Below are 17,158 nucleotides of genomic sequence, written 5' to 3'. Positions count from 1 at the left end.
TGAAAACAGCAACTTTCTTATTAATTCCCTGGAGTTCTTTATGAACGCATCCAGTCGTAGCCCGCTGCACGTTAGTTAACTAACGCGCTGTTGGCGGGCCTTATAGAAGTTATGTGAACACTTTAATAAAACCGATCGCGAAGTCCGCGGCTCGGCATGCTTTTGCTCGCCTGTATTCAGGTAAGTACCGGGTATGTTTTGTCGAGAATTGGCGACAGGAGTACAAACAATGAGCGCCGTAAAAAACACGCCACTGAGCAAGAAAAAGAGCACCTGCGAAGGCACCAAACTGTCGATGCGTGCCGCCCGCGAAGCCCAAAACGGCCTGCAAGCCACCCTGGCCAACGTACGCGCCACCCAGGATGGCCTGACCGAATTGGACGCCTCTGCACGTCTGCAACGGGAAGGCGCTAACGAAGTCGCCCATGACAAGCCGCCGCACGCCCTCATCCAGTTCCTGCACGCACTGAACAACCCGTTCATCTACGTGCTGCTGACCCTGGGCGCCATCAGCTTCTTTACCGATTGCTGGCTGCCGATGCAGGAAGGCGAAGACGCTGACCCGACCAAAGTCATCATCATCATGACCATGGTCCTGCTCAGCAGCCTATTGCGCTTCTGGCAGGAGCACCGCTCGGCAAAATCCGCCGAGGCCTTGAAAGCCATGGTGCGCACCACCGCCACCGTGCTGCGCCGTGAGCAAGTGGGCAGCCAACCGACCCTGCGCGAAGTACCGATGCGCGACCTGGTGGCGGGCGATATCGTGCAACTGTCGGCCGGTGACATGATCCCCGCCGACATCCGCCTGATCGAATCCCGAGACCTGTTTATCAGCCAGGCCGTGCTCACCGGCGAAGCCTTGCCGGTGGAGAAGTACGACACCCTGGGCGACGTTACGCAAAAAACCGCCGGACCGGTGATCGCCGACCAAGGCAACCTGCTGGACCTGCCCAATATCTGCTTTATGGGCACCAATGTGGTCAGCGGACGGGCCACGGCCGTGGTGGTGGCCACCGGACCGCGCACCTACTTTGGCTCCCTGGCCAAGGCGATTGTCGGCTCGCGTGTGCAGACCGCGTTCGACCGTGGGGTCAACAGTGTCAGTTGGCTGCTCATCCGCTTCATGCTGGTGATGGTGCCCATCGTGTTCTTCCTCAACGGCTTCTCCAAGGGTGACTGGGGCGATGCCTTCCTGTTTGCGCTGGCGGTTGCCGTGGGCCTCACCCCTGAAATGCTGCCGATGATCGTCAGCGCCAACCTGGCCAAGGGCGCCACGGCCATGGCCAAGCGCAAAGTGGTGGTCAAGCGCCTCAACGCGATCCAGAACTTCGGCTCCATGGACGTGTTGTGCACCGACAAGACCGGCACCCTGACCCAGGACAGAATCATCCTCGAACATCACGTCAACGCCTTTGGCCAGCGCGATGATGCCGTGCTGTCCCTGGCCTGGCTCAACAGCTACCACCAGAGCGGCATAAAGAACCTGATGGACCAGGCGGTGGTGCAGTTTTCGCAACAGAACCCGACATTCCAAGTGCCGTTTGCCTACAGCAAGGTCGATGAGTTGCCCTTCGACTTTGTACGCCGCCGCCTGTCCATCGTGGTCAGGGACGCGGCCGACGACCATCTGCTGGTGTGCAAAGGCGCCGTGGAAGAGATGCTGGGTATTTCCACCCATGTAATGGACGCTGGCGCCGCGGTGCCGTTGGATGAGCGCCGTCGCGAGCAACTGCTGTCAATTGCCAACGATTACAACGAGGACGGCTTTCGCGTGCTGGTGGTGGCGACTCGCACGATCCCCAAGGCGTTGGCACGCCAGCAGTACACCACCGTCGATGAGCGCAACCTGGTGATCCACGGTTTTCTGACCTTCCTCGATCCACCGAAGGAAACCGCCAGCCCTGCGATTGCCGCACTGCAACAGATCGGCGTGGCGGTCAAAGTGCTGACCGGCGACAACGCGGTCGTCACCAGCAAGATCTGCCGTCAGGTCGGCCTTGAGCCCGGCCAACCGCTGCTGGGCGTTGAAATCGAATTGATGGACGACGTCACCCTGGCGCGCCGAGTGGAGGAACGCACGGTATTCGCCAAACTCACGCCGTTGCAGAAATCCCGTGTGCTCAAGGCCCTGCAAGCCAACGGCCATACGGTGGGCTTCCTCGGGGACGGCATCAACGATGCCCCGGCGCTGCGCGATGCCGACGTGGGCATCTCGGTGGACAGCGGCACCGACATCGCCAAGGAGTCGGCCGACATCATCCTGCTGGAAAAAAGCCTGATGGTGCTGGAGGAAGGCGTGCTCAAGGGCCGCGAAACCTTTGGCAATATCATGAAGTACCTGAACATGACCGCCAGCTCCAATTTCGGCAACGTGTTCTCAGTGCTGGTGGCCAGTGCGTTTATCCCGTTCATGCCGATGCTGGCGATCCACTTGCTGCTGCAAAACTTGATGTATGACATCTCCCAGCTGGCGTTGCCCTGGGACAAGATGGACAAGGAATACCTGGCCAAGCCACGCAAGTGGGACGCCAAAAACATCGGCCGTTTCATGCTGTGGATCGGGCCGACCTCGTCGATTTTCGACATCACTACCTTTGCGCTGATGTGGTACGTGTTTGCCGCCAACAGCGTCGAGATGCAGACGCTGTTCCAGTCCGGCTGGTTTATCGAAGGACTGCTGTCGCAAACCCTGGTGGTGCATATGCTGCGCACCCGCAAGATCCCCTTCTTCCAGAGCACGGCCGCTTGGCCGGTGCTGATGATGACCTGCTTGGTGATCGTACTGGGGATCTACGTGCCGTTCTCGCCCCTGGGCACCCTGGTGGGCTTGCAGCCACTGCCACTGGCGTACTTCCCATGGCTGGTGGGCACCTTGCTCAGCTACTGCTGCGTGGCCCAACTGATGAAAACGATCTACATCCGCCGCTTCAAGCAGTGGTACTGATCACCCCTGCCGTTTAAACGGTGGCGGTCGCTGGGCCGCCACCGTGTCTTACAAGGAATCGGACTATGCGCATCTTGATCTGTGCAGGTCGTCATTACGCCGACACCAAAAAGTCTCGCCAGGTGCTTGACGCCTACCATCGCCTGCGCCCGGTGCAGGTACTGATCCACGGCGGCAACCAGTTTCTCGGCAGCGACATCGAAGAATGGGCCCGTGAAATCGGTATCGACGTGGTGCGTTACCCACCCAATTGGCAACGCCACGGTAAGCAGGCAGAACGCCAACGCAACCACTTCATGCTGACCGACAGCCGCCCCGACGTGGTCATCGCCTTGCCGGGCGGTGATGACACATCGGAGCTGGTCTGCCAGGCCCGAGCCAGCGGCATTTCGGTGCTTACCGTAGAAAACTGAACCCAAGCGAGGTGCGTCATGCACAACCCACACACCCCAAAGCGCCCTGACGGGTTTGCCAAATACCGCGCGCGTCACCGCCGCGATGTTCGCCACAGCCTGCTGCTGTTGCCGCCGGCCAAACGCCGTGCGCTGCGGCGCAATCTGATCTTTATCGGCCTGGCCCTGAGCGTTGTTTTGCTTATCGCCGTCGTGTCGAAGGCCAATGCGGCAGGCGCTGCCTACCCTGGGCTTTTAAGCTGCTGCTCAAGTTGCAGCTGCATTTGAGGATCAATGCTCAGCGTAGCCGCCAGCTCATCCAGATAATTGCGCTCTGCGTCCTGCTGATCATCCACCAGCATCACACTGGCCAGGTACACCTCGGCCGCTATCGCCGGGTCATGTGCGAATTCGGCAAAATCCGCAGCATCCAAGGGCTTGGCGACTTCGGCGTCGAGCCACTGCTGCAGTTGCGGGTCGTCGGTGTGCTTGCCCAGTTCAGTGGAGATCATTTGCTGCTCTGCGTCATCGATCCGACCGTCGGCCTTCGCCGCGGCAATCAAGGCACGCAACACTGCATGGCTGTGGGCCTCGGCTTCAGGGCCACCCAGCTGGTCGACTGTCTGAAAGGACGACTGCGGTTTGGAGGCCTGCTGACTCTGCCATGCCTGATACGCCTTGAACGCCATCATCCCCAACGACGCCAACGCCGCGTAATTCATCCCGCCGGAGCGCCCCTGTGCAGAACGTGTCGCCGCACCGCCACCGAGCATGCCGCCGAGGCCGCCTAACAATCCACCCAGACCGCCACCGGCCGAGGCATTGCCGGTGCTGGTGCCCTTGAGCAAACCGCCGAGCAGCCCGCCCAGGCCGCCGCCCGCAGCGCCACCGCCGGACTGCCCGGCGCGCAGCAGTTGTTCGAGTAGGTCGCTTGTGTTCATGGTGTCACCCTTGCGCGCGTAGTATTGGCGTTCAACAACCATAGTCCGCCGCTGCCGAAACTCCATGACCGCCGAGCGGGCGCGTAATCAACCAGGGAAACCCCGTGAACCGAATCGAGCAGATTGCGCTGATGGCGACCTACAACCAGTGGATGAATCGCAAAGTCTATGACGCCGCCGCCAGGCTTTCGGATGCGCAATTACGCACGGACCGTCAGGCTTTTTTCGGCTCGATACTCGGCACACTCAACCACCTGGCGCAGGGAGACACGGTCTGGCTAAAACGCTTCGCCCAGCACCCGGCAGGCTTTACAGCGCTGGCCCCACTGGAAGCCATTGCCATGCCCGTCGACCTCAAGCATCTGGCCTTTGCCGACCTTAGCGCGCTGGCTGCCCGTCGTACCTGGCTGGACCAACTGATCATCGATTGGACCAATACCCTGCGCGAGCCTGATCTCGACCTGCGCTTGCATTACCACAACATGCGTGGCGCCGCCGCCGACAAGCCCTTTTCCAGCCTGCTATTGCACTTTTTCAATCATCAGACCCACCACCGGGGTCAGGCGACCACCTTGCTGACCCAGGCCGGAGTGGATGTCGGCGACACGGACCTGCTGGCACTGATCGACTGACGGCAGCGCGCTGCTGAGCAGGCTAGAGCCATAAACGAACGCCTAGGCAACTGTGAGGTCGTAATGACAGGTGCCGGGATCTTTCTGCGCCCGCCCTCTTCGCACACGTCGTGGGTTTACCGATGGGTGCACCCCATAAGAAGGAGACGCTTACATGGTCATTCACTTCAAGGTCGCCGGGCATCTGGCTTGCGGCCACCACGGTACCAACCTCCCCTCCAGCGCTGAGCTGAACCGGGTCAAGTGCCGTACCTGCCGCAACACTGAGGCCTACAAGGAAGCCCGCCGCACCCAGCGCAATGCCGCTCGGCGTGCTTCGCGCAAAGCCAAGTCCCCCACCGCCACTGACTGGCGCAGCGCCTGGACCCAACGTCTCACCGACCTGCCAGGGTTGCAGCGTTTGCCCAGAGGGTTCAGCGGCCAGCCTTTCGTTTAGGCCTGCACACGCAAGCCCCGGCTAAACCGGGGCTTGTTTGCGATCGCTCTGCCTTTCTGCTGAAGATTCATGACGCCCATATGTGATTCTTGTGTTCGGGTAGCAGAAACCTACTGGACTCTCTTTTAAAACCCCTGTAGCCCACTGATCTTTCGAGCTTTTTCATCTTGCTCGATGCCCAACAAAGGTGCGTTACGGCCTTGCGCATACGCGCCTTGATCTATATATTCCCAACCCTGCTACACCGCGCTACCGCCCGAATGGCGAAACTGGTAGACGCATGGGACTTAAAATCCCCCGCTCGTAAGGGCGTCCCGGTTCGATTCCGGGTTCGGGCACCATAGATATCAAGGGCTTGCATGATTAACGTCATGCAGGCCCTTATCTTTTTTGTTCCGCAATTTTTCAAGCTGTTCCGCAATTATCCAGTCTCCGGCGTCCTGCCGACCGAACACGATCCCCATCAAATACACGGTATTTTCCACAGCTGATCAAGCTTTGTGGTGTAGCTCTGGCTCATCATTTCCCGACGCATGCCCCAATCGGGGTTCGTAGGCACGCTGGCAGACCGTAGCGTTCCCCTTCCCCATCTGTCATTGATCTGGTCCAACACCGTCATGACCCTTGTAGACTCCGCCGGCTGCGATATTGCGAAAAGATCGTCGGTGTACTCGCCTGGCTGACACAGATTAAGCAGCATCACTTCGGCCTTACTGTAGTTGAAGCCTGGACGGTAGATATGGTCGAGCGCATCAACCGCCGCCTTGGTGAGTAATCTCACATCGTCGGTTGGATACGGCATGTCCACCACAACCCCGTTCGCGTACTTCGCCTCGTCCGGATTGAACATGCCGGTGCGGATGCAGACCCGGACTTTCTTGCAGAGCGAGTTCTGTGCCCGGAGCTTTTCCGAGGCTCGCATCATGTAGGTGGCCACCGCCTCCTTGATCGGCGCAAGCTCGGTAAGGCGCTTTCCAAACATGCGGCTGCAGCAGATTTCCTGCTTGGGTGGGTCGGGCTCATCCAATTCGAGGCAAGAGGTGCCTGCCAGTTCCCGCGCGGTCTTCTCGATCACCACGCTGAATTTCTTGCGGAGCGTCCAGGGGTCGGACCTGGCCAAGTCCATCGCGGACTTAATGCCTAGAGCGTCCAGATGGAGCTTCATTTTTCGGCCAACACCCCAGACCTCGGCCACATCGGTATTGCGCAGCACCCAGTCCCGCTTAATCGGATCGGTGATGTTCACCACCCCGCCTGTCTGCGCTTGCAGTCGCTTCGCGGTGTGGTTTGCAAGCTTGGCGAGCGTCTTCGTGTTCGCGATTCCCACGCCGACGGGGATACCGGTGCACCGCAGCACCTGGGCGCGGATCTGCCGGCCGAGAGCGTCGAGCCCGCCAATTCCGGTGAGGTCGGCGAATGCTTCGTCGATGCTGTAGATCTCGACAGCGGGCACCATCGATTCAATAAGCGTCATCACGCGCTCGCTCATGTCGCCGTAGAGCGCATAGTTCGAGGAAAACGGGATGATTCCGTGTTGCTTGAGCTTGTGTTTGATCTGGAAATACGGCTCGCCCATCTTGATAAAGGGCTTGGCGTCGTAGCTTCGAGCAATAACGCAGCCGTCGTTGTTGCTCAGCACGACAATCGGCGTTTTGGCGAGATCTGGACGGAACACACGCTCGCAACTGGCATAGAAACTGTTGCAGTCGATCAGGGCGAAGACTGGGGAGTTAGACATGACTGCGGACCGTGCTCGTGATCACACCCCAGATCGATAGCTCGTCGCCTTCCAGTACATAGCGCGCCGGGTACTTCGGGTTTTCAGACAGTAAGATCACTTCCTTTCCGCGCTTGCAGAGGCGCTTGCACATGGGGTCGTTGTTTAGGAGGGCCACTACTATGTGGCCGTGCGCAGGCTCAATTGAGCGATCTACCACCGCCAGATCACCCTCGAATATCCCAGCGCCCTGCATGCTCTCACCCGTGATCATCACCAGGTAAACATGGGCCGCCCTGATGTTAAGCACTTCATCCAGAGAAATATGCTGCTCAATGTGATCGGCCGCAGGCGATGGAAAACCAGCCGGTACATGAAACGAGCAAAGAGGCAGTTTTGCGCCTCCTTCAGCTATTGGACCCAGGATGTTGAAGCTCATGGCGGCGCCTTATGCAGATACTGTACGAATATACAGTTAACTTTGTAAGCGGCTTGCGGTCAATTTCTCTATAGGGGATTTCGACAGGCGGAGGCGTATCTATGTGCGGTCGATTCGTGCAGTACGAGGGAATGGCGATCTACATAGAGGAGTTGAGCCCTCAGATCGAATTGTTCAGTGGCTACGATGCACAGCCGATCAATCGGTTTAACGTGGCGCCCACGACGCGTGTGCAGTTGCTGCACAGCAAAGAGGATGGGTTGCACATTGACGCTGTGCAATGGGGGTGGGCGCCGTTCTGGGCGAAAGAAAAGCGCCCTGATCCGATAAATGCTCGGGTCGAAACCGTGACCACTGGCAAGTTCTTCAAACAGCTTTGGCCAACTGGCCGCGCGATTGTACCCAGCGAAGGCTGGTATGAATGGGTTAAAGACCCGGACGATCCGAAAAAGAAACAGCCCTACTTCATCCGACTGAAAAGCAGAAAGCCCATGTTCTTTGGAGCCTTGGCCCAAGTAAACCCAGGCCTTGAACCGCATGAGGGCGACGGCTTCGTCATCATCACTGCTGCCAGTGACCAAGGCATGGTGGACATACATGATCGTCGGCCACTGGTACTTGCCCCGAAACACGCCAATGAATGGCTTGATCCAGATCTTTCACCGGCACGCGCAGAGGAAATCGCGAAAGAGCTGTGTCAGCCGACCGAAGAGTTTGAGTGGTTTCCGGTTGGGAGGGCTGTTGGCAACGTCAGGAACCAGGGACCGGAGCTTATCGAGCCGTATCCATCAACTGAAAAACCACATGACGAACACGACGGCTGATACCCAGCCGAGGGTGAGCAGGAATGAAATGCCTGCAAGCCGCTTATCCATTGCCCTGTCCAAAACCCGATGATCGTAATACGAGCGTGCCAGAAGAGCGTAGTTCAGTAGGCTCACCGCGCAACCGCGCGAACGTACGCCTGACAAGCCCGCAACGCGATCAGTCCTTGGTCGCCGTCGTCGGTGATGCTGATAATTCTTTGAGCATGCGCTGGGTCAAGTTGGGCTCGACGGGTTGCATGAACCACGCTGACGGCGCCGGGGGCGGGAGGCACGTCGCAGCCACTGGCTGGATCCTCGATAAGGACTGACAGCCGGACATCAGCAGTGGCAAGGCGATCGCGCATGCGAGCCTGATCACGTTGGGCATCGGATAATTCCTTAATGTGTTTTTGGTCCTGCACCGCCAGTTGCCGCTCAGTGGCCAGGCGTTTGTCCTGCTGGGTTCTGGCCTGGGCGGCGGCGGCATTGCTGATCGCCGCCAGGTCATCCTTGTGCAAGCCGGCCTGCTCGGCGAGTTTATTGCCCATTCGCCAGTCCTGGACCTGCCAGGTGACGCCGGCGGCGCTGACCATTAGCATCAGAATCAGCAGCACCAGCCCGGCCAGCTTCTGCACGGGCGTCATCACGGTACATCCTTGAAGAAGACGTGGTGCCCGAGGCGCAGCGTCTGCTTGGCCTTCGCCGCCCAGGCCGGCGCCTTGGGCATCGTGGTTGCGTAGTAGTGCGTGGCACCGCCAGTTGGATCCGGTACCGAGCCAGACATAACTTGGTCAGCAGCGCGCTGGGCCTGGGCGAACTGCGCAGCCGGGATCGGTTTGGCGCCGCTGAGGTAGGCATAGTTCGGGTCGTTCTGGTTCCAGCAGCTGAACTGCCAAGGCTTCAGACATACGCCCGCGTAGCCCTCCCCCCACCAAGACTTGTCCTTGCCGTCGAACACGCGGTTGCGGATCGTCCAGGCAACGGCGATTTGCCCGTCGAAGCCTTCGCCGCGGGCCTCGCCCCATAGCGTGCGCGCCAGGATGTCCCGGTCTTTTTCGGAAGTGGTCATACTTTTCTCCAGGCAATAAAAAACCCGCTCATGGCGGGCGTGATGTTCAGGCAGGCCTTAGGTCTCAACTTCTTCCGCCGGGGCTTGCTCGACGATATCGGTAAAAGCCTGAATTGGTGGCGGTGGTGACGGCGCCGCATCTGGGACAAGGATGTGCAGGGTTATCATGTGTTTCAGATCGTAAGGGACGCCGTCCTTGGTCACTGTCACAGTTAGCAGCCCGTCGGCAAAATCGATTTCAACGTCTGCTCGTGAGTCGATCTGGTTGACCGTGTAGCCCCAGCCGTCGTCTACCGGCGGGAAGGGAACCATGCCGAGGCAGCCGACAATCTGATAAACGCCCTTCGACAATCGCGCCGATGTCACAGCTGTATCGCCCTGGGTCACGAAATCATAGGTCGCGCCCGTTGCGCCAAGTATGTTGATTGCTGCTCTTGCCATGGTCAGACCGCCTTCAGGGTGCCGTCAGCAGCACGGGTTGTGTTTGCTGTTGTGTAAATCTGGACATATGGCTGCCAAGTACTTGCACGCTTTCGTCGGATCCATGTGCGGTCAGAGTCGTGACTAATAAGAAGCATCGCCATGGTTGATGCTTCTGCGCCCATAAAAGCGATACCTTCGCCATAATCTGCGCCACTTGGGATGTTCGCTGTTTGCCCCGCCCCCCAAAAAAACATCCTCGTGGATGCAATCAGGTTCAAATCAGATTCATATCCATTTGAAGTAGCCCCGAGGCCGCTATACCCAACAGTCAGGACCCTTCCCGCCGTCGTATCGGTTCTGCCGGTAACGAGGTCTGCCGTCACTGCGTTGCCAAGTGAGCTTCGCCCCGTGCCCCCTTTGGCCACTGGCAAAACTACTGGAAGCGAACCACCTTCAGCGCCGAGGGATGCAAACAACTCCAGTGTCATTGCATTAATCTTCATGCTCGCAGTGCGAGGTGGATCACCACCAATGCCCTGTGGTGGAGTACCGAGAATAATTTCTTGCCTAGCCATAGAATACCTATTGAATAATTTTGGCGATCATCACAGTTATACCGGTAAAAACCGTATTACCAGCGTTCGCGACAAGCGCAATCTTTAAAAGTCTTGACGGGTAATCCCACATAGCTCCGATTTGCCTTGCCCCTGAACCAGAACTTCCGGCAACTGCGGCCATTATGAAATTATTTATTAGGAAATATTCATCCTCCTGCATATTAAATGGCGCACTAAAATATGTAACCGAAAGCCCCTGACCTGTCTGTCCAGCACCGGTATAAGTCCATGAGTTGCTGGACCGAACAAAAAGAGCAGCGGGAGATCCAGAGTCATATATCAACGCTTTCTCAGCATTCCAAATTCGACCGCCGTATATGGCCGTGGGCTGAGCGACAAAATTAGCAACAAACCATCTACCCGAAGGCTGTATGGTGTATCTGTCATAGCGCCTTACCCTGAACCCAGTCCAATTTCCTGGGCTTCCGTAAATCTCCAAGTTACTCATACCGATAACGCCATTGGCGCTATCTGGTCGAATAAAAACCAGCGGCTGCTCCTGGGTCGTTATTGGGGCAGGAAACATAGTAGAGGATGAATAACCGTCTGATTCATTTGGAACGTAGCGCCCCTTATAAACCGTAGACATTCGAAAAAACTCGGAGTCAATGACAACACGATTATCATCTCCTGCCGTGAATAGTAAACCGTAAGTTTCAGCCATCACTTAAACCTCACTACTACCAGTCTTTGCTGGACACCAGTTCTTGAGGAGTTACCGTAGGGGTCACCTCGGATAGTTTTCCAAACTCTTACTACGCCGTTTAGAACTTCGGGCTCGACCTGAGCTGAATTCGCAGCGTCGACAGGCCCGACAGGGGTCGGAAATGCTGCTGCGTTCTGAGGCGTGATCCCAGCAATGGCTATATCAATGAACTTAGCGGTACCCCAAGTTGAAGGCGAAATAACAGCGCTGTATACGACCCTCATTGTAAGTGAAGCTGCGTTCAACTCTGGAGCGCCGGTTGCGCTCCAGGTCGCCATTCCAAACTCATCCATTACGAAAGCCTCCCGACCATGGTGCGGCGCACGTCACTACCGTCGTAAACCGCGAGACCATCGTTGTTGAGAAGAGAGGATCCGCCAGTGCCAGCACTACGCAGCGTGAATGTCCCGGCCTTGACGTTGATCTCCAACAGAGGTCGGCCTTTCGAATCGACCGCTTCAGATCTGAGATTCATACCCAGAATGATTTCTTGGATGAAGGCCTTGCTGATAATTGCTTGATTGAGGACTACCTGGTTGTTCTGCACCACGAACATCGGCACCAACTGACCGCTCACTTCATCGACCACAGCGAACCGCTGCGCGAATATGAGGAACTCCGCCTGCTCTCCATCCGACCCGAACGCAAACCCCGAGGCGACTTTTTTCCCGCCAGTTATTGTCTCCGCCTTGAAAGTCACCATCGACGAAACCTTCCCGTCAGTGGTCGCCTGGGCCCTGCTGACCACCTGAATTGCCGCAGAGTTATTGCCGGCTGTGGTCTTGAGGGTTCTGATTTCCTCAGCAGTCGCTGCCTTATCAGTGGCCACGGTGTTCTGCACGGTCGTGATGCTGGCCGCGTTATCTCGAACTTTTGCTTCGACGATGTCTGTGCGCTGTGACTGGGCAAAGTCCCGCTCAGCAATTGCAGACATAAGCGACCAAACGCCAGCGGACGAAGTGCTGTCACCGGCGCTCCCCTCCTCCGAACCTGCTGATTCGGATTTCACCAGCGCATAGACACCTTCCAGGCGCTCGGCGGTCGCAGTGACTTTCCCGTCGACGTCTTCGATAGCGGTCTTGTTCTTGCTGATCTCCAAGGCCATAGCTGCATTTGTTTCGGCGATGGTGCCTAGGTTGAACCAGTAGTTTGCGTTCGGCGGCGTCGTATTGACTGGGACCGCGGTGGTCGCTTGGAATAGCTGCTGACCCACGCGAACCATGTCGCCCTTTACATAAGTTTTGCTCGGCACGTATTCCAGCGCGTCGACCACTTCAGATATCAGATCTTCCAGTTCCTGCTTGGCCTTCTCAAGTCGATCATTGACCGACCCAGGGCCATCACCAGTAATAAGGTCGATCTCCTCACGCAAGCTCTGGTACAGCGCCCCCTTGCCGATCTTCTCAGCGAAGTACTTGTCGTATTCGGCCTGGTCGGAACTGGCCCGACCATTCACAGCCCCAGGGATAGGCCAGAAAGGCCCCACGTTACCGGTGCGATCCACGAGGCGGGCCCAGAAATATAGGCTCGCCCCTGCCAGGAGGCTGTGCATCTCGTGAGCGGCTTGCGGGTAGCTGAAGTCGCTCAACTTCATCGCGGTAGTCAGGTCAGCCGACTGGCTGTACCAGAGCTCTGTCCGCTGAGTGTCCTCCGAGCCAGTTTGGAAGCCCCACTGAATCCCAATGCCATAGACCAAGCTGGTGGTGCGCAGGAACGCCACCGCCGGCGGCAGGCCGACCTTCCCTTCCAGGTTGGTCAGATTGGAGCTCTTCCAGATCGAAGAGATCTCGAAGGCGCTGATCGATCGAACACGGGCCAGATAGGCGCCCGAGTAAATGCCGGTGACATCCACACTTGTCGCGCCCGTGCGCTGCAGCTTGATCCAGTTGCCGCTGTCCTTACGCCACTCCACGTCATACGCGACCGCCCCAGCCACAGCTGGCCACGAGATGTTCATGGTGCTGATCGCCAGGCCCTGGTCGATCGATACGTTCGACGTGACCGTTACGCTCTCCGGCGCCGGTACCACGGTGATCGGAATCACACTGATCGGGCGCTCTTCCAGGCGAGCGCCAGTATCGATGCTGGGAAATTTGCTCGGTTCATACTGCAAAGCACTGATGTCGTAGTCGCCCTCTGGCGTACGCGCCGTTCTCATCACCCTATATAGAGTGATTGCCAGGTCATCGGCGTCGATTGCCCACTGGAGCTGGGCCGCCGGCGCTTCGCTATAGGCAACAGTCACTGTCACGCTGCGGCCGCTAACGCTTTCCACAGTGCGCGCCTCAGCGCGACCGTTTGGAAGATTGATAATTAGCCGGTCGCCAGCCTTGGCAAGTGTGTCGCGGTCAAGGGTGATGACCTTTCCCGCTGCGGCTGCGATACGCCCGCCGATCTCCCGACCAGCCAGTATCGAGTCGGCGACGGGGATGATGAAGCCAGGCAGCGGGATACGGCCTTCCATGCCGGTCCTGAAGCTGATGGTGCGGTCCTGATTGTTGCTCAGTACCAGCCATTTGGCCCGACGCTGCGCCTCCGATACACGGGTGCAGCCGATGGCGCTGATCTCCGTCGGCTTGTCACCCAGGCGGCGCTGGAGCGGCAGATCTGCATAGACAGTAACATCCGTATCGTAATTGTTCAGCGGGTTGTCGTAGCTGACCAGGCAGCGCGTGAAGCGAGTTTTCGCCGATGCGCTGCCGTATGAGATTTTGCCGTCGATCACGTTGGATCGGGTGAAGACGTAGTCGATGTCTTGCGACCGAGGCATATCAGCCTGCATGACCAACTGGCCCTGGGCCCAATACGTCATGCCGCGGTAAATGCCGGCAATGTCGCGCAGCAGGGACCATGCATCAGCCTTTCCCTGCAGGTTCATGTCGCACAGGAAGCGCGGCTCAACGCCGTCGGCACCGTTCGGAACCATCTGATCGCAGTACTGCGCGATGCGATAGAGCTCCCACTTGTCCGCCATCCACGGCTTGATACGGCGACCCAGACCAAAACGGTCCTGGGTGCAGATGCCGTAAGTGATCCAGGCCGGGTTATTGGTCCAGGCCTCCTTCATGGTGCCATCCCATGCGCCACTGTAAGTGCGCGCCACGGGGTCGTAGTTGCTCGGAACCTGCCAGCGGCGGGCCTTGCACTTCACGGTCACGGCCGGGATGTTGGTGAACTGCTCGGCGTCGAACTCGATGAACAGCAGTGCTGTGTTTGGGTAGCGCAGCTTTGCGTCGATCACCTGCGTGTAGCCTGCGATGAAGAGGCTGTCAGCGATCTTGTCGGTGTTCTGGTTTGGTGTAATACGGCGAACCCGAATCAACCAGCCGCTGGTAGCTGGAGGAAGATCTATGCGCAGGGACCGCTCATAGCGAGTGGTGGTCTTACCCGACATCGCGCCGACCAGAACTTCTTGATAGGCGCCGCCATCGGTAGCCACGTCCACCGCGTACTGGATGGTGTAGCCGTTAATGTTGCCTTCGCTGTCCTGGCTCGCAAGTCGCGGCGTGGCCAGGCGGATGCGCGCGGCTGAGAGCTGAAGATTGGTCAGCGACTGAACCCATGGCGCGCCGCTGCGCAGCTCGATATTCAGTGAGGTTTCGTTGTCGACAGACGGGATGCCTGGGATGTAGGTCTGATCCACCGAGCCTGGGCGCCAGTCCCATTTCACGTTGGTGAAGTTGAAATTTCCGCTGGCATCCTGGATCGGTGTGTTGTCGAGGAAAATGTCGCGCGCGGTTGGCGTTTCGTCGAATTCGCCCTCGCCCACGGCGATAAGGATCTTGGCCACGTTGGTTGAGCGCAGGCTGTCAGGCGCCTCTACTGGCGACTTCGGCTTGCTCTCGCCACCTTTGGAGCCGTGAATATCCAGCCTCTGTGCTGCGCCCATACTTTCCTCCAGGCAATAAAAAACCGCCTCTTGGGCGGCTTGCTTGATGCGTCGTGGTTATGTCTTGTCCTCGGCGTAGATCGATGCCGAGATGATCGCCCCGCCCCACCGGCGCTCACCAATGCAGATGGGGACAGGATTGCCGCTGGCCGTGGTGTTCTTTGCGCTGCCGAATGCGTAGCTGGGCATATTTTCTGGCGATGCGCTCTGCTTGAGGCCGGCGGCCTGCGGGCTGAGCATCTGGATAACTCCGCCAGCCAGCAGCGCAATACCCGCGGGCGCCGTCGGTGCGCCGAAGTAGCTCGCCGCGATCAGCACCACGCCCAGCACGATCTGCAAAATGCCGCCGCGCTTACTGCCCTCGATCACCGGAACAATCCTGATCTCCCTGGCGCCGCCCATGCCAAACGCGTCCGCCCCGACGTTTTTACGGTTGCGGAAGATGGCGAAGCGAAGGCCCAGGCGATCAAGACGGCGGATCTCGGCCTCGAATCCGTCAATGGTGGCCTTCAACGCCCGGAAAATTTCCCAGGTGTCACCCGATGCGACCTGGCGCCGATGCAGCCGGCCGAACTTCTGGGCCAGCGAGCCGGACAGTTTGATGGTGGTCATCGGCGAATAAGCGATGGCGCTCATCGGGCCTCCTTGTGTCGAAGAATTAAGCGGGTTCGCTGAAGCCACGGGCCGCCATAGACGATTACTTCTGATGGCCGGCCGTACAGGTGATGCAGGACGAAGGGTCCAGGACCGAACACGCCTGAATCTTCGCCTGGCAGTGTTGCGTCAGTGCCGAGATAAATACCTGCATGGTTTGGGTGCGCCGTGCGGCCTACCTCCATCACAAGCATGTCGCCACGTCGCGGACTATCCACTTGCTCGAAACCAGCGGCGGCATAGTTCGCCTCATACAAGCTAGTGCTGTCTGCGTTCTCCCACCAGCCATCGGCGCGCTGGAAGGCTTCGAACTCAAGGCCCCACTCGCGTTGATACCAGTCAGCGCAAACCTGCCAGCAGTCCCAGGCGCCGTGCACGAACGGGCGTTTGAGCAAAGGAGTAATGCCCGTTGGCGTGATCGTGCGCATGTCGCCCTCGGGCCACGACAGGATATGCCAGGTCAACTCCGTTGCCTCGCACATCGCCAGGTCGCGCGATGACGGGCGACTAGTTGCGTCTGGGTGTGAATGCACGATGCCAATAACCTGACCAAGGTCTTCCGCCTCGGCGTAGTCCTCTGGATCAAGTCGGAACTCTTCGTTCGGCTCCGTGGCGATATTCCGGCACGGGAAGTACTTCTGCGCCCGGCCCACGACCAGTAACAGCCCGCAGCACTCTTTCGGGTACTCCGCAGCCGCATGCGCCTGGATTGCTGCAATGATGTGTTTGCGCATTCCTCAGCTCCGGGCAATGAGTGAAACAGCGGGAAATCCACCGAATGAGGCGGGATTTCCTACGCCAAAGCGCGGGTCGCAGCCCTTGCCAAGAGTGCCGTCGCACTCGTCTTGCTTAGGATCATCGGTTACCACGCCATCCTTTGTAACGTATGGCCCCGTGTATCCGCAGTTCGGGCCACGGTAGCCACCGGTGAGGCACCAGTGGCATAGCGTGGTCATCTGCCTGCCGATCGTCTCGCCGCCGACATCGCCCGGGCTGGCCAAGTCCCAACTGACCGTCTCGCCGTCCTCGTTGGTCTTCTGGTCTACATACCAGACCTCGATCGATTCCTGGGTAGGGTCGGCCATCGGGTTTCCGCCTTCGAAGTTCACCGCGTCGAGGAATTCCGCCAACGTGTTGCGGATGGTCAGCTTGAACTCGAGCAGGTCCTCGAAGGCCAGACACAGAGCGGTGATTCGCCCGTTGACGTTGCCTACCGACAGCTTCGGCCGTACCGCGGTGCCGTCACCGTTCGCCTCGCTGCCCTCGTACTGCATAGGCCAGGCACCGTACTCTTCCCCCTTCCACCAGATCGACTTGGCCGGCAGCTGGTCAGCGTTGTCGCCGGCGGCCATCAGTTCGGCCGGCGTATGCGGGATCGCGTGCCCATGGAAGCGCAGCACATCGGCGCCGTATTCGCTGCCGTCCAGTTCAAACAGCATGACTTCGTTACCAGGCTCAAGAGTCTGGATAGCATTGATCAGCGACATGGATTG

17 protein-coding genes, 1 tRNA gene and 1 pseudogene are annotated in these 17,158 nt (G+C 58.5%); 7 read left to right on the top strand and 12 right to left on the bottom strand.

All coding sequences use genetic code 11. From position 1 onward, the window contains the following. Window positions 1-229 precede the first annotated feature (229 nt). From mgtA to ACKZ62_RS13820, 3 genes and pseudogenes are all read left to right on the top strand, one after another. Window positions 230-2,944 carry a magnesium-translocating P-type ATPase gene (mgtA, locus tag ACKZ62_RS13830; protein WP_447096875.1) on the top strand — a complete coding sequence of 905 codons (2,715 nt, stop codon included), beginning with the start codon at window positions 230-232 and terminating at the stop codon, window positions 2,942-2,944. A 65-nt stretch (window positions 2,945-3,009) separates the two neighbouring features. After that, window positions 3,010-3,357 (top strand): SLOG family protein, encoded by a 348-nt coding sequence (locus tag ACKZ62_RS13825; protein ID WP_122753426.1) that lies wholly within the window; start codon window positions 3,010-3,012, stop codon window positions 3,355-3,357. An 18-nt stretch (window positions 3,358-3,375) separates the two neighbouring features. Further along, window positions 3,376-3,582, top strand: a pseudogene (locus ACKZ62_RS13820) (hypothetical protein); the annotation flags it as partial. Here ACKZ62_RS13820 and ACKZ62_RS13815 read toward each other — a convergent pair. After that, entirely contained in the window at window positions 3,579-4,277 is a 699-nt protein-coding gene (locus tag ACKZ62_RS13815) for a tellurite resistance TerB family protein (protein ID WP_447096874.1), read from the bottom strand. The pseudogene ACKZ62_RS13820 and the gene ACKZ62_RS13815 overlap by 4 nt on opposite strands. A 104-nt stretch (window positions 4,278-4,381) precedes the next feature. Here ACKZ62_RS13815 and ACKZ62_RS13810 point away from each other — a divergent pair, with 104 nt between their 5' ends. The 3 genes from ACKZ62_RS13810 (at window position 4,382) to ACKZ62_RS13800 (ending at window position 5,686) form a co-directional block, all read left to right on the top strand. Further along, the gene (locus tag ACKZ62_RS13810; RefSeq protein ID WP_032885755.1) at window positions 4,382-4,909 is read left to right on the top strand and encodes a DinB family protein; all 528 of its coding nucleotides are present in this window, start codon (window positions 4,382-4,384) and stop codon (window positions 4,907-4,909) included. A 154-nt stretch (window positions 4,910-5,063) separates the two neighbouring features. Beyond that, window positions 5,064-5,345 (top strand): hypothetical protein, encoded by a 282-nt coding sequence (locus ACKZ62_RS13805; protein ID WP_032885726.1) that lies wholly within the window; start codon window positions 5,064-5,066, stop codon window positions 5,343-5,345. Between the two features lie 254 nt (window positions 5,346-5,599). Further along, window positions 5,600-5,686, top strand: a tRNA-Leu gene (locus ACKZ62_RS13800). A gap of 122 nt (window positions 5,687-5,808) precedes the next feature. Here ACKZ62_RS13800 and umuC read toward each other — a convergent pair. Together umuC and ACKZ62_RS13790 are read right to left on the bottom strand one after the other, a co-directional pair. Further along, window positions 5,809-7,083: a translesion error-prone DNA polymerase V subunit UmuC gene (gene umuC, locus ACKZ62_RS13795; protein ID WP_447096873.1), complete on the bottom strand. Its 1,275-nt coding sequence runs from the start codon at window positions 7,081-7,083 to the stop codon at window positions 5,809-5,811. Next, window positions 7,076-7,501, bottom strand: a complete 426-nt coding sequence (locus ACKZ62_RS13790; protein WP_447096872.1) for a LexA family protein — start codon at window positions 7,499-7,501, stop codon at window positions 7,076-7,078. Before ACKZ62_RS13790 ends, umuC begins: the two co-directional genes overlap by 8 nt. A gap of 101 nt (window positions 7,502-7,602) precedes the next feature. On the opposite strand from ACKZ62_RS13790, the gene ACKZ62_RS13785 reads away from it, so the two are divergent. Continuing rightward, entirely contained in the window at window positions 7,603-8,325 is a 723-nt protein-coding gene (locus ACKZ62_RS13785; protein WP_447096871.1) for an SOS response-associated peptidase family protein, read from the top strand. Window positions 8,326-8,438: 113 nt separating this feature from the next. Here ACKZ62_RS13785 and ACKZ62_RS13780 read toward each other — a convergent pair whose 3' ends face one another. From ACKZ62_RS13780 to ACKZ62_RS13740, 9 genes are all read right to left on the bottom strand, one after another. Continuing rightward, the gene (locus tag ACKZ62_RS13780) at window positions 8,439-8,951 is read right to left on the bottom strand and encodes a lysis system spanin subunit (protein ID WP_447096870.1); all 513 of its coding nucleotides are present in this window, start codon (window positions 8,949-8,951) and stop codon (window positions 8,439-8,441) included. Beyond that, complete coding sequence (locus tag ACKZ62_RS13775) at window positions 8,951-9,376, bottom strand: cell wall hydrolase (RefSeq protein ID WP_181643950.1); 426 nt, start codon at window positions 9,374-9,376, stop codon at window positions 8,951-8,953. Before ACKZ62_RS13775 ends, ACKZ62_RS13780 begins: the two co-directional genes overlap by 1 nt. A gap of 57 nt (window positions 9,377-9,433) precedes the next feature. Beyond that, on the bottom strand, window positions 9,434-9,817 hold the full coding sequence (locus ACKZ62_RS13770; protein WP_447096869.1) for a phage tail protein: 384 nt from the start codon (window positions 9,815-9,817) through the stop codon (window positions 9,434-9,436). Window positions 9,818-9,819: 2 nt separating this feature from the next. Beyond that, complete coding sequence (locus tag ACKZ62_RS13765; RefSeq protein ID WP_164558481.1) at window positions 9,820-10,302, bottom strand: hypothetical protein; 483 nt, start codon at window positions 10,300-10,302, stop codon at window positions 9,820-9,822. A 79-nt stretch (window positions 10,303-10,381) separates the two neighbouring features. Then, window positions 10,382-11,080: a hypothetical protein gene (locus ACKZ62_RS13760; protein WP_164558482.1), complete on the bottom strand. Its 699-nt coding sequence runs from the start codon at window positions 11,078-11,080 to the stop codon at window positions 10,382-10,384. A 334-nt stretch (window positions 11,081-11,414) separates the two neighbouring features. After that, the gene (locus ACKZ62_RS13755) at window positions 11,415-15,011 is read right to left on the bottom strand and encodes a TipJ family phage tail tip protein (protein WP_447096868.1); all 3,597 of its coding nucleotides are present in this window, start codon (window positions 15,009-15,011) and stop codon (window positions 11,415-11,417) included. 57 nt (window positions 15,012-15,068) lie between these two features. Continuing rightward, window positions 15,069-15,647 carry a tail assembly protein gene (locus ACKZ62_RS13750; protein WP_401383637.1) on the bottom strand — a complete coding sequence of 193 codons (579 nt, stop codon included), beginning with the start codon at window positions 15,645-15,647 and terminating at the stop codon, window positions 15,069-15,071. Continuing rightward, window positions 15,644-16,399 (bottom strand): C40 family peptidase, encoded by a 756-nt coding sequence (locus ACKZ62_RS13745; RefSeq protein ID WP_447096867.1) that lies wholly within the window; start codon window positions 16,397-16,399, stop codon window positions 15,644-15,646. The genes ACKZ62_RS13750 and ACKZ62_RS13745 overlap by 4 nt, the downstream gene beginning before the upstream one ends. 3 nt (window positions 16,400-16,402) lie before the next feature. After that, window positions 16,403-17,152 carry a phage minor tail protein L gene (locus ACKZ62_RS13740; protein WP_447096866.1) on the bottom strand — a complete coding sequence of 250 codons (750 nt, stop codon included), beginning with the start codon at window positions 17,150-17,152 and terminating at the stop codon, window positions 16,403-16,405. Window positions 17,153-17,158 lie beyond the last annotated feature (6 nt).

This window comes from Pseudomonas sivasensis (assembly GCF_052938085.1).
This window is presented reverse-complemented; position numbering and strand designations above follow the sequence as displayed.

Coding starts and splice junctions, on each gene's coding strand:
- ACKZ62_RS13775 (WP_181643950.1), bottom strand. CDS start 9,376: ATGACCACTTCCGAAAAAGACCGGGACATCCTGGCGCGCACGCTATGG.
- ACKZ62_RS13760 (WP_164558482.1), bottom strand. CDS start 11,080: ATGGCTGAAACTTACGGTTTACTATTCACGGCAGGAGATGATAATCGT.
- ACKZ62_RS13825 (WP_122753426.1), top strand. CDS start 3,010: ATGCGCATCTTGATCTGTGCAGGTCGTCATTACGCCGACACCAAAAAG.
- mgtA (WP_447096875.1), top strand. CDS start 230: ATGAGCGCCGTAAAAAACACGCCACTGAGCAAGAAAAAGAGCACCTGC.
- ACKZ62_RS13785 (WP_447096871.1), top strand. CDS start 7,603: ATGTGCGGTCGATTCGTGCAGTACGAGGGAATGGCGATCTACATAGAG.
- ACKZ62_RS13745 (WP_447096867.1), bottom strand. CDS start 16,399: ATGCGCAAACACATCATTGCAGCAATCCAGGCGCATGCGGCTGCGGAG.
- ACKZ62_RS13780 (WP_447096870.1), bottom strand. CDS start 8,951: ATGACGCCCGTGCAGAAGCTGGCCGGGCTGGTGCTGCTGATTCTGATG.
- ACKZ62_RS13750 (WP_401383637.1), bottom strand. CDS start 15,647: ATGAGCGCCATCGCTTATTCGCCGATGACCACCATCAAACTGTCCGGC.
- ACKZ62_RS13815 (WP_447096874.1), bottom strand. CDS start 4,277: ATGAACACAAGCGACCTACTCGAACAACTGCTGCGCGCCGGGCAGTCC.
- ACKZ62_RS13755 (WP_447096868.1), bottom strand. CDS start 15,011: ATGGGCGCAGCACAGAGGCTGGATATTCACGGCTCCAAAGGTGGCGAG.
- ACKZ62_RS13770 (WP_447096869.1), bottom strand. CDS start 9,817: ATGGCAAGAGCAGCAATCAACATACTTGGCGCAACGGGCGCGACCTAT.
- ACKZ62_RS13740 (WP_447096866.1), bottom strand. CDS start 17,152: ATGTCGCTGATCAATGCTATCCAGACTCTTGAGCCTGGTAACGAAGTC.
- umuC (WP_447096873.1), bottom strand. CDS start 7,083: ATGTCTAACTCCCCAGTCTTCGCCCTGATCGACTGCAACAGTTTCTAT.
- ACKZ62_RS13805 (WP_032885726.1), top strand. CDS start 5,064: ATGGTCATTCACTTCAAGGTCGCCGGGCATCTGGCTTGCGGCCACCAC.
- ACKZ62_RS13790 (WP_447096872.1), bottom strand. CDS start 7,501: ATGAGCTTCAACATCCTGGGTCCAATAGCTGAAGGAGGCGCAAAACTG.
- ACKZ62_RS13765 (WP_164558481.1), bottom strand. CDS start 10,302: ATGAAGATTAATGCAATGACACTGGAGTTGTTTGCATCCCTCGGCGCT.